Source organism: Flavihumibacter petaseus NBRC 106054, assembly GCF_000974785.1.
Classification (GTDB): domain Bacteria; phylum Bacteroidota; class Bacteroidia; order Chitinophagales; family Chitinophagaceae; genus Flavihumibacter; species Flavihumibacter petaseus.
In genome coordinates this window covers 1,108,659-1,120,746 of the sequence record NZ_BBWV01000002.1, presented here as the reverse complement: position 1 = coordinate 1,120,746, position 12,088 = coordinate 1,108,659, and the positions used below count along the sequence as shown (strand labels likewise).

General features: G+C 48.5%; 10 protein-coding genes. All 10 read right to left on the bottom strand.

Features of this window, described 5'->3' with window-relative positions:
• Position 1 precedes the first annotated feature (1 nt).
• The 10 genes from FPE01S_RS14885 to hemA all read right to left on the bottom strand — a co-directional run bounded on the left by FPE01S_RS14885 (position 2) and on the right by hemA (position 12,086).
• Positions 2–691, bottom strand: coding sequence for a cell division ATP-binding protein FtsE (locus FPE01S_RS14885; RefSeq protein WP_046369702.1), 690 nt, complete (start codon positions 689–691; stop codon positions 2–4).
• Between the two features lie 82 nt (positions 692–773).
• Positions 774–2,021 (bottom strand): sulfate adenylyltransferase subunit 1, encoded by a 1,248-nt coding sequence (locus tag FPE01S_RS14880; protein ID WP_046369701.1) that lies wholly within the window; start codon positions 2,019–2,021, stop codon positions 774–776.
• 16 nt (positions 2,022–2,037) lie between these two features.
• The gene (locus FPE01S_RS14875; RefSeq protein ID WP_083990268.1) at positions 2,038–3,531 is read right to left on the bottom strand and encodes a TSUP family transporter; all 1,494 of its coding nucleotides are present in this window, start codon (positions 3,529–3,531) and stop codon (positions 2,038–2,040) included.
• Positions 3,532–3,549: 18 nt separating this feature from the next.
• Positions 3,550–6,483, bottom strand: a complete 2,934-nt coding sequence (locus FPE01S_RS14870) for a TonB-dependent receptor (RefSeq protein ID WP_046369699.1) — start codon at positions 6,481–6,483, stop codon at positions 3,550–3,552.
• Between the two features lie 177 nt (positions 6,484–6,660).
• Positions 6,661–7,572 carry a sulfate adenylyltransferase subunit CysD gene (gene cysD / locus FPE01S_RS14865; protein WP_046369698.1) on the bottom strand — a complete coding sequence of 304 codons (912 nt, stop codon included), beginning with the start codon at positions 7,570–7,572 and terminating at the stop codon, positions 6,661–6,663.
• 20 nt (positions 7,573–7,592) lie between these two features.
• On the bottom strand, positions 7,593–8,297 hold the full coding sequence (locus FPE01S_RS14860) for a phosphoadenylyl-sulfate reductase (RefSeq protein ID WP_046369697.1): 705 nt from the start codon (positions 8,295–8,297) through the stop codon (positions 7,593–7,595).
• 12 nt (positions 8,298–8,309) lie between these two features.
• Entirely contained in the window at positions 8,310–9,221 is a 912-nt protein-coding gene (gene cysK, locus FPE01S_RS14855; protein WP_046369696.1) for a cysteine synthase A, read from the bottom strand.
• Positions 9,222–9,250: 29 nt separating this feature from the next.
• Positions 9,251–10,063, bottom strand: a complete 813-nt coding sequence (gene epsC, locus FPE01S_RS14850) for a serine O-acetyltransferase EpsC (protein WP_217998214.1) — start codon at positions 10,061–10,063, stop codon at positions 9,251–9,253.
• Between the two features lie 11 nt (positions 10,064–10,074).
• Entirely contained in the window at positions 10,075–10,869 is a 795-nt protein-coding gene (gene cobA / locus FPE01S_RS14845; RefSeq protein WP_052955820.1) for a uroporphyrinogen-III C-methyltransferase, read from the bottom strand.
• Positions 10,869–12,086: a glutamyl-tRNA reductase gene (gene hemA / locus FPE01S_RS14840; RefSeq protein ID WP_046369694.1), complete on the bottom strand. Its 1,218-nt coding sequence runs from the start codon at positions 12,084–12,086 to the stop codon at positions 10,869–10,871. Before hemA ends, cobA begins: the two co-directional genes overlap by 1 nt.
• Between the last annotated feature and the right edge of the window lie 2 nt (positions 12,087–12,088).

The window sequence follows — 12,088 nt, the reverse complement described above, 5'->3', positions numbered from 1 at the left end:
CCTATTGCATGGAGACTGTTGCATTGTCTTCCACCCTGCCCCTTTCTGTGCGCAAGGTCCGCGCCGGATATTTATTGATAACAATATAATCGTGGGTAGCCATCACTATGGAAGTGCCATAGTCACGGCAAATATGGAAAAGCAATTGCATGATCTCGTCGGAAGTTTCAGGATCCAGGTTTCCTGTCGGTTCGTCGGCCAGGATAAGTTTTGGCGAATTCAATAGTGCCCTCGCAATATCCACCCTTTGCTGCTCCCCGCCACTCATTTCGAAAGGCATCTTGAAACCTTTTGATTTCAGCCCGACTTTCTCGAGCACATCTGCAATTTTTTCGTTCATCAGCTTATCGTCTTTCCAGCCGGTTGCCCGCAACACGAATTTGAGGTTGTCATTCACATTGCGGTCTGTCAGCAACTGAAAATCCTGAAATACCACACCAAGATTCCGCCTCAGGAAGGGGACTTTTTTCCAGTCCATTTCCTTCAGATTAAAGCCCACGACTGTTCCGCTACCCTCTTTCAGGGTAAGGTCCCCATACAAAGTCTTTAACAGGCTGGATTTACCTGTACCCGTCTTGCCTACCAGGTAAACAAATTCGCCCCGGTTGATCACAATGTTCACATCCTGAAGGATGAGGTTGTCACCCTGGTATATATTGACGTTGTTCAGTTCGATGATCTTTTCTGCCATGAAAACAAATGTAAGGGTTATTGCAACAAAAAGCCGCACCTGACCTGGTGCGGCTTAAGGAATGTGTTCCACAATGACCGAATCAGCCGATGAACCCTACGCCTACTGTATTGTTGGATCCCTCATCGATCAGGATAAACGTACCGTTCAACTTGTTGGCGGCGTAATTATCCGCATTCACCGGACGCGCTGTTTTGAGGGTGATATAGCCAATTTCATTCAATCCGATCTCTTCCACGCCCTCGATATTCTGATAATCGATCACATTTATGCTGCTGAACAGATTGGTAACTTTTGCCTTTACGCGATTGCTGCCATGCTGCAGCAGGTAGTTTTTACCGGCTTTCAGCGGCGCATGATCCAGCCAGCAAATCCTGGCTGAGATCTCTTTCAGACCGGCAGGAACCTGATCTTTTTTCACGATCATGTCGCCACGGCTGATATCTATTTCATCTTTCAGGGTAACCACCACACTGTCACCGGCTTCTGCAAGATCGATCTCCTCTTCAAAACGGAAGATCTTTTCGATTACAGATGACCGTTGTGAAGGCAGTGCCACTACCTCATCTCCTTTCTTCAGGACGCCACTGGTCAGTTTACCCGCAAATCCACGGAAATCATGCCACTGGTCAGATTTCGGACGAATGACATACTGCACCGGAAAACGTGCAGGAAACTGGGTTTCCTGTTCATGCCAGGTAATGTTTTCCAGGAACTCCAGGATAGACGGCCCTTTGTACCACGACATCTGTTCTGAACGCCGGGAAATGTTATCGCCGTACAGCGATGAAGCCGGAATGAATTCCAATTGCTGTTCGCGGTAATTCGCTTTTGAAAAGAGCTCATTGAACTGTTGTTTCACCTGGTTGAACTGGCTCTCTGAGTAATTGACCAGGTCCATTTTGTTGATGCATACGATCACATAGGGGATCCGCAGCAACTGGGTAATGTAAAAGTGCCGGTGTGTTTGCTCTACTATACCATTACGGGCATCTATCAGGATTATGGCCACCTGTGCATTACTCGCTCCTGTGATCATATTCCTGGTGTACTCAAAGTGGCCCGGCGTATCAGCAATGATGTACTTCCTGGCGGGCGTCGAAAAGTAGATATGGGCCACGTCAATCGTGATGCCCTGCTCCCTTTCAGCAATCAGGCCATCGGTCAGCAGGGAAAGATCGGTGTAATCCACCCCGCGCCTTTTACTTGCCTTTTCAATGGCCTCCAGCTTATCCTGCGTAATGCTGTTTGTTTCATACAGCAGTCTTCCGATCAGGGTACTTTTGCCGTCATCCACACTTCCGGCAGTCGCAATTCTTACAATATCCATTAGTCAAAATTAATCATTATAGAAATGTTTTCACAATCAGCCTGATACTCCAGATCATTACAATCACACCCACACCGATCATCATGGTTTTGGCAGGAAGTTTTCCTGCGAGTTTAGCGGATATCGGTGCAGCAATGGATCCTCCCATCAGCAGCCCGATCACCACGGCAAGGTGACTTATACCGGCAGTAAAGAAGAAGGTTGCTGCACTGGCAAGTGTCACAAAAAACTCCGTAAGGCTTACAGTACCGATCGTATACCGGGGGCTTCTGCCTTTTGAAATCAGTGTGCTCGTTACAATCGGACCCCATCCGCCGCCGCCAAAGGAATCGAGGAATCCGCCGCACCACGCCAGCCATCCCACGCGGCGGATTTTCCGGCTGTTATTCTGTTTGATCTGGAAGGCACGGCTGAAGATCTTGATACCAAGGAACATGGCATAAAGGGCAATAATCGGCATCAGCCATTTCCCGGCATGTTCACCCAGGATGACCAGCATGGCAGCACCTAACACTGCACCGATCACACCCGGGATCACGAGATGTTTGAATAGTTTCCTGTTTACATTACCGAAACGATAGTGACTGTAACCGCTCACTCCTGCGGAGAAGATCTCCGAGGTATGTATCGCTGCACTCACAGCAACTGGATTTACGCCTGCCGTAATAAGACAGGTAGCAGAAGTAACGCCGTATCCCATTCCAAGCAGGCCGTCTACGAGCTGCGCAAGAAAACCGGCCAGTATAAAGAAGAGGAATTCCCGCGTCACGTAGCTGCTGGCTGTTGCCCAGATTTCTCCGATCGGTGGTAGCGGAACGGAAGAAAGGATAACATGGCCAATGATCATTGCTGTAAACAGAAGGACCAGCCGGGAGGCGATCTTTTTCCATTTTCTTTCCGCACTCACTTTCGACGGACTGCTTTCTGCGACCAGCACGCCTGTGATTTCGTTCAGTTTTTTCACCTTGTCCGCAAAATTTCCGTTCATGCGTAAACGAATCTGCTGCATATTGTCCAGTACCTGATCCATTTCAGGAGGAATGGCATCGTTGAACAGTTCCTTGAGGCGTTTCGCTATGGTGGGTGACTTGCCATTGGTGCTGATTGCAATTTTCAGGTCACCCTTGTTTACAATACTCCCCAGGTAGAAATCACACAGCTCAGGTGTATCGGCAATATTCGCCAGTACACCCGCGTCATTGGCAGACTGCTTCACCATTGCATTCAGTTCAGCATCATTGGTTGCCGCAATCACCACATCCATCTCAAACAAATCTCCCGGAACAAATGGTTTTTGATGCAGTACAAGTGTCGGATGTTTTACAGCAAGGTCCCTGATGGCATCACTGATCGTGATGGCCACCAGGGTAATATTTGCATCCGGGCAAGATAGCAAGAGGGAATTAAGTTTCTCCTCTCCTACATGACCGCCCCCGACCACCAACACTTTCAGGCGGTTCAGTTGCAGAAAAACTGGGTAAAGATTATTGGCTGGTTGGGGTGACATCATACAATGTACAAAATGTTATTATTTAACTGAGCCATCGGCTTTCGAGAATAATCCGTCCAGAACGATGGTTGTATAGTAGAGGCCTCCGATCGTCGGACCGGCAGCATACTGGAAATACCGCTGATTGAACAAGTTGGAACCGCCCACTTTGATGGTCGCTTTCCATTGCGGAATCCTGTAGGTAACCTGAGCATCGATAGTGCTGAATGATGGCACAACGCCATTTGCAAGGGGGCTTTCCCACAGGAATGAATCCTGCCATTTCCACACCACATTGAAACCCAGGTTCTTTACTATTTCACGGTTTCCAACGGAAAGGTTGGTTGACCATTTCGGCGTATTGAAGGCAGTTACAAAAACATCTGATGTTTTGTTGGTTTTGATATTATTGTAGCTGACGTTACCGGAAACAGTAAACTTCCGGTAGAACCGGTAAGTAACCGCGAGTGCAGAACCGTAGTTCCGGTAAGTATTCTTCGCATTGGTGAATACGCGGTAACGGGTTTGCTTGGAACGGTTGGACGCCAGCATATCAACGACTGCCTCGTCAGAACCCACCTGGCCATCCTTGGGAACTGAAACTTCCACCTGGCCTAAGAAGCCTGTATATGTATTGTGATAAAAATCAAGGTCCACAAACAGACGACCTTCCTGGAACACGCCCTTGTAACCCGCTTCAAAAGAAACGATCTTTTCCGGTTGAGTGGGAGCAAGGTCAGTAACTGCAAGCAGATCACGGTTCTTCAGTGCAGCGTCATTCTGGGTCATGCCCGCTGTTACATCTTTGTTTACTGCTGCATTGAAGTTGTTTACAGAAGTCAGCGTATAGGAGTTATCCAGGTAACCAAGCCCCTCGTTGATAAAGGAAAGACCACCCACCCTGCGAACGTTACCGTTGTTCACGAAAGAAAGCGCCTCAAACAACGCGGGGAACCGATAACCGTTCTGAACAGCAAAACGGAAATTGTGGTGCTCGTTCGGACTGTATACAACTGCCGCCCTGGGATTGAATTTTGGTGAGAATTCCAGGTTATGGTCAAAACGCAGGGAAGCAAACACTTTCAGCTTTTCATTGAAGAATGTTTTGGTTACCTGAGCAAAGAACCCGTATTTCTTATAATAGACATTGCTGCCGAAGTCAGAAGAATCCGGAACTTTTCCGTCTACTTCAACTGGTTTGTTGCGCTGATCAACAGGGCGGCTGAAATCAACAAAGTTGTTGCCATCAGGAATCACTTCATAGATCCGCAGGTCACCACCTACAAGCAGGTTGAACCATTTTACCTTATCACTCAAATCCCATTGCGCATCTGCATGATACATACGGCTGCGTTGTTTCAACCACGCACCGCCGGTGGGAGGTGCTCCTGCAATCCCTGCATTCGCGTGATCCCAGTTATTGATCCCAATGATCGTCTTTTTCAACTGATCGAATTCGGGCGTTCCGGGTTCTACACGGCCGGCATCAGCATCAGTACGGGCCACCGACATAGCGGAAGCGAGATCTACACCATTATTCAATGAATTCTGAAGACTGGCCTTAAATTTATCCCTCCAGGCGTTGTTGGACAAATGTGTCAGGTCAAGGTTGTCAGACAATGGTTTCAGGTTATAGGAATCACCTGTATTTTCAATACTCACATATGTACGTGCGCTAAAGTTTTTTCCTTTGAGTTCCAGCCTGTGGTTCTGAACGATCACATTGTCCAGCTGCACTTTATTACCCCGCTGGAAAATACCATCCATCTTGCCTACCCTGTAGCCGTAGGACAACTCCAGGCTGGGTTTGAAACGGTAATACAGACCTACATCGGCCTTAAGGTTATCCACCTGGGGATGCACGAGGTCTTTTTCCCAATAGCCGGTACGACGAACGAGGAAGGTCTGATTCGAACCCTGGTAGTTCACACCGCTCACCGTTACAGCGTTATTGTTCTCGTCACCATATTTGTTCCAGGCATCATACGCGGCGTTATTCGAGCCATTCAGCTCGGGAAAACCGGGATTGGCAGTGTTCTTGTCATTGGTGTTCTGATCAGTTGCATTGTTGCTCACCCAGTCGGTTCCGTGGAGATAACTGAAGTTTAGCTTAAAGGCAAACTTATTGTTGAAAGCCTGCGCATACCGGATAGCAGTCTCCGTCATTACGCTTGCAGCATGATCTTTTCCATCAACATGGTTCACACCGGTACGCTGATAAACGCTCAATCCCTGTGAATTAAAAGGATTCTTGGTAATCAGGTTGGCCATACCGTTAATGGCGTTCATGCCGTACAGCGCACTGGCTGCGCCCGGTGTTACTTCCACACTGGCAATATCCAGTTCGGTCGGCCCGATGGCATTGCCCAGCGGAACACCCAGCGTAGCAGCCTGCATGTCAACACCATCAACCAGCTGCATGAACCGGAAGTTGTTGGGAATATTAAACCCCCTGGCATTGGGGATCTTGAAAGTGAGTGAAGAAGTGGTCAGCTGAATCCCTTTCAGGTTACCCAATGCATCATAGAATGATGGCGCGGGTGTCTCTTTCAGGGCCCTGATATCCAGCTTCTCAATAGTAACCGGTGAACGCAGCAGTTTTTCTGCCTGCCGGCTCGCGGTCACTACCACCTCATTGGCGATCAGTGACTGGCTGAACAGCTGGACGCTCACTTTGTCGTTCAGCGATTTTACCAGTACATCTTTTGGTGCGAAACCGACATTGGTAAATCGCAGCGTGAATGGAAATGGCTTGTTGCCTACCAGTTTGAAATAACCAAGACTGTCTGTTACGGATCCGAACTGTGTATCAAGGATCTGAACAGAAACCGCTTCCAGCGCGTGCCCCTGGTCATCGGTTACACGACCGGAGATAACGAAGGAGCCATTCAGCTGTGCATAAAGCGGCGATATGGCGGTTGATGTGATCAGAATGATCAGCAGGTAAAGTTTATTAAAGTGTTGACGTTTCATTTTTTTTCTTTTTTGGCAGTTGTTGTTTGTTGTTTTGGGTCAGCATAAAATCAGCAGTTAACAACAACATCGGTCGAACGTCGTACGCACTCTAATTGTCAGGTTGCGTTGCATTTACTCTAGTTTTTTAGTAGATTAATATTCCAAAAAAAAACGCTTTAAGCGGGGATACTTTTTTTAAAAGTATCCCTCTTTTTTGCGTTGCTCCATGGCGGCCTCGCTGCGTTTGTCATCCATACGTGCGCCTCGTTCGGATATTTTAGCAGCAAGAATTTCACGGATAATATCGTCAACATGATTGGCAGTAGATGCAACTGCTGCAGTGCAGGTCATATCTCCCACCGTTCTGAAACGAACAATTTCTTCAAAAGGCACTTCGTCTTCCGAAGTGTTCAAAAAATCACTGTAAGGCCAGATCATACCATCCCGCTCAATCACTTCCCGCTTGTGGGTATAGTAAATGGACGGGATCGCCATGTTTTCTTCCTTGATGTAAGTCCATACATCCAGTTCTGTCCAGTTGCTGATCGGGAAAACGCGTACGTTTTCGCCAATATTTATTTTGCCGTTCAGCAGGTCGAAAAGTTCCGGCCTTTGCTTTTTGGGATCCCATTGACCGAAGTCATCCCGTACGGAAAAGATCCTTTCCTTTGCGCGGGCTTTTTCTTCATCACGGCGGGCACCACCGATGCAGGCATCGAATTTGAACTCTTCAATGGTATCCAGCAATGTTACTGTCTGCAGTACGTTCCTGCTGGCGTATTTACCGGTTTCTTCCTTAACTTTTCCGGCGTCGATGCTATCCTGCACGTATCTTACAATCAGTTCAGCACCAGTTTGCTTTACCAGCCAGTCGCGGAATGCAATAGTTTCGGGAAAATTATGGCCGGTATCTACATGTACCAGCGGAAAAGGAATTTTTCCCGGCCAGAAAGCTTTCTGGGCCAGTCTTACCAGGGTGATGGAATCCTTACCACCGCTGAACAACAGGGCAGGCTTTTCAAATTGTGCTGCCACTTCCCGCATTATGTAAATACTCTCATCCTCTAACATCCGGGGAAATGCGGGTATGGTTGACGTGCTTGACATACTAATCTTTCTTGTGGTCTTTATGAATGAACTTTTTCCTGGTGCAATCCGCATTCTTTCTGGGATGCTTCCCACCACCATCTGCCGGCCCTTATATCTTCACCCGGCTCAATTGCCCTGGTGCAGGGAGCGCATCCTATGCTGGGAAATCCTTTATCGTGCAGTTTATTATAGGGTATATTCTCCTTTTCGATGAACGACAGCATCTCTTCATAGGTCCAGTCCAGCAGCGGGTTCACTTTCAACAGCTGCCTTGACTCGTCCCACTCGGCGATGGACAGGTTATGGCGGTTCTCGCTTTGTTCTGCCCTCAATCCTGTTATCCACACTTTAGCTCCTTTAAGCGCCCGGTTAAGGGGTTCCACCTTGCGGATAAAGCAGCACTCTTTCCTGTTTTCCACTGATTCGTAAAAACTGTTCGGCCCTTTGCGGGTAACCAGTTCTTCTACCCTGGCAGTATCAGGAAAATACGTCCTGATGGTTACTTTATAACGGGCAATCGTACGGTCCATGATATCATAAGTCTCCTGGAAAAGCCGGCCCGTATCCAGCGTAAATATTTCAACCGGCAATTGTTGCCGGGCAATCAGGTGGGTAAGCACCTGATCTTCCTGTCCAAGTGATGTCGAGAACACGACACCTTCGGGGTAGAGGCTGCAGATCAGCCGCAGTCTGTCCGCGGCAGACAGGGAGATCAGGTCTTTATTTAAAGCTTCAGTGGTCATTGTGATCAATAATCAATATAAACCGTCGATGGACAGATAACGTTCACCGGTGTCATAATTAAACGTCAGTACTTTACTGCCGGCAGGAATATCCTGCAGTTTTTTTGCAACAGCCGCAAGTGCAGCGCCCGTTGAGATGCCGCCAAAGATACCTTCTTCCTTTGCAGCCCGCTGGGCATAACCAAATGCATCATCCTTGCTAACCGTGATCACACCGTCGATCACGTTGGCATTATAGATACTGGGGATAAAGCCGGCACCAATGCCCTGGATGGGGTGAGGAGACGGTGATCCGCCACTTAAAATCGGCGACAGCTCAGGTTCTACCGCAAACACCTTCAGCTTTGGAAATTTCTGCTTCAGTATTTCTGCGCATCCTGTAATGTGGCCACCGGTACCAACACCAGTAATGATATAATCAAGCCCGTCAGGGAAATCCTTTGCAATTTCTTCTGCTGTAGTTTTGCGGTGTATGTCTGTATTGGCAGGGTTGTCGAACTGTTGCGGCATCCAGCTGTGGGGTGTTGCTGCGCACAATTCTTTTGCTTTCTCAATCGCACCTTTCATGCCTTTCTCCCTGGGCGTCAGTTCAAAACTTGCTCCATAGAGACTCATCAGCCGGCGGCGTTCAATGCTCATGCTTTCCGGCATTACCAGGATGATCTTATAACCTTTAACTGCAGCAACCAGTGCGAGTCCGATACCAGTGTTCCCGGAAGTCGGCTCGATGATCACACTGTCTTTGTGAAGGATGCCTTTCTTTTCTGCATCTTCCACCATAGACAATGCGATACGATCCTTGATGCTTGCTCCGGGGTTTGCCCTCTCCAGCTTGATGTACACGTCGTGGCCGTTGCCGAAAAGGCGGTTGATTCTTACGTGAGGCGTGTTGCCGATTGTTTCAAGAATGTTTGCTGCAATCATGGTTTTTTATTTTTTGGGGGGTTCAGGACTCAGATGATCCAGTTTAGCGGCTCGGTAAAGTCCTTTTTGTTTTTAACGGTGATGATGGGTTGATGATAAACCAGGCTCAATGCCGGAACGGAATCCACAATAAAACAGTTACCGCCGATAATGCTTTCCCGGCCAATCACAGTCTTGCCCCCCAAAATGGTACTGTTCGCATATACAATTACGTTATCCTCAATGGTAGGATGACGTTTTACTTCTGCTTCTTCTTTTTTTACAGCCAGGGCTCCGATCGTAACTCCCTGGTAGATCTTTACATTCTTACCGATCACGGAAGTTTCTCCGATGACCACACCTGTACCATGATCGATCATAAACGGCACCCCGATCGTTGCACCGGGATGAATGTCAATGCCGGTAGTGGAATGTGCCCACTCGCTGATGATCCTCGGCACCAATGGCAGGCCGAGGCGGTACAACACATTTGAAACCCGGTATGCAGTTACTGCCATAAATCCCGGGTAGGTCAGCACAACTTCCTCCAGTGATTTGGCTGCAGGGTCAAATTGCTGCAGGGCACTGGCGTCTTCAAGGAGATCTGCCTTTACCTGGTCGATCGAATCAAAGAACTGTTCACTGATGGTCTCCTGGTTAAGGTTATAATTTTCACTGAAAGCAAAAAGGATCTCGGAGAAAAGATTCTTTAAACTGTCAAGTTTCTTACGATGTTTTGCTTCGTAGGTCTTTTCGTTTTCTACTACTGGAAAAAGATAGTCGACCAGTTCCTGGGCGAAGTCGATTACCTGCTTCTTTTTCGGTACCGACGAGCTCAATATGTAGCCGTGTAATAATGTCATACGATCATTTTTCATGCGATTGCCTGTTGGTGAATGGACTGTACCGCAGCAAACCAATTCAGCTGTTGGTGATATTTCACCACTTCTCCCACGAGAAGCAGTGCCGGAGTGGTTACGGCGGCTGCTTTGGATAACGCTGCAATGTCCGACAAATTACCTGTTATCACCCTCTGGTGTGGCAAACTCCCGTTTTCCACTACCGCAGCCGGCGTCCCGTCCGCTTTGCCGGCCTTTACCAGGCTTTCAGCGATCTGTTCCAGGTGTTTAACGCCCATATAAAAAACAATCGTTCCCTTAAATGCGGCCAGCTGATCCCAGTCGAAATCAAGGCCTTTGTTTGTTCCCCTCTTCGTATGTCCGGTTGCCAGCAATACCATCTGTGCATTTTCCCTGTGTGTCAGGGGGATTCCTGCATAGGCAGCGGCAGCCAGGCTGCTGGTTACTCCGGGAATGATCTCGAAAGACACGCCATTTTCCTGAAGAAATGCTGCCTCTTCCGCTCCCCTGCCGAAAATCAACGGATCGCCACCTTTCAGCCGCACCACCTGTCTGCCTTCCAATGCATGATCGAGCATCCACTGGTGAATGGTTTCCTGGGTGATCACGGAACAATACGGCAGTTTTCCGACGGAGATCTTTATCGCATCCGGGCGGGACCAATCCAGTATCTCCTGGTTAACCAGGTTGTCATACAGAATAACATCCGCCAGTTCGATCACGGTACGGGCGCGCAGCGTGAGCAGTTGAGGGTCACCGGGGCCAGCGCCGGTAATGTATACTTTCCCTATGGTCGTAGCGTTCTGCATCAGTTCAGTTGTTCGTATGGTTCAACAGTTGCCAGCAATTTCGACCACTGGCTTCCTTCATCTGTCAGCTGTTGCTGCCGGATCGTCCATGCAAGTTGCTTCAGTACCTGGCTGCTCATGCGGATCGCCAATTCCTGCAGGTGTTCAGGATTAGCATCAGGATTATCGCGCATAAAATCACGAATCTGCCTCTCCTGCACCATTTGCAAAAGGCTTCTCCACTGTGAAAGTGTTTGTGCCACCCATTTCTGATCCTGCCAGCTGAGAATTTCCTGTTGCGCGGCATAAACCAGTTGCAGGGCATCTTCCACCGCTTTCTGACGGCTCTTGTCCGTTTGTTCACGAATTGCAGTGATCTGGCTCAGGTTAAAATGCGTTGTACCGGGAATAATTGTTCCGGGTTTAACCTGGAAGGGCATGGAGAGATCAATCAACAGACGTTGTTTCCTTGTGCCTTCAACCTGGTAATCGATCAATGTTTTCTTGCTGGAAGTGGCAACCAGTACGATATCTGCATCCTGGTAAGCTGAAGGCAGGCTACTGGTGGCAACTGTCTCCAGCCCAAAACGGCTCGAAAGTTCAATGGCGCGATCCGCCGTGCGGTTCCAGATACGGATCTGCCTGTATTTTTTATCGACCAGGATTTCGGTCAGGAGATTACCTGTTTCTCCGGCTCCAAGAACAAGAATGCAGGCATTCTTGGACAACTGGTTATCCCGCAGGAACCGGTCAGCAAGTGACACAGAAATAGAAGCAACTGAGCGGTTCCCCTTGTTGATTCCGGTGAGGCTTCGTACCTGTTTTCCGGTAGCGAAAGTCTTGTGGAACACCTTATTCAGGTAAGGTGAGGTCATTCTTGCTTCAGCCGCACGTTGAAAGGACTGTTTTAACTGAGCAAGCACCTGGTCTTCGCCAAGAACTGCCGAATCCAGTCCCGCAGCAACTTTCAACAGGTGAAAAATTGCGTCCCCTCCTGTATACACGTAAAAACCAGCCGGTTTCTGCGTCAGGCCAAATTGTCTTAACAGGATGTTTTCAATTTCCTGCTGTGATGTTTTTTCCAGTTCCGCGTATAATTCAATACGGTTGCAGGTCTCCACCCAGATCTGACCCGAAAGGTGCAGAGATGCCTCTTCCTTTCGGGTATACTTTCCCGTAAAAGTGGCCAGGCTTTCAAAGCCCGCGCTGGTGTGACTGATTCCTGCTACTGCGATCATAT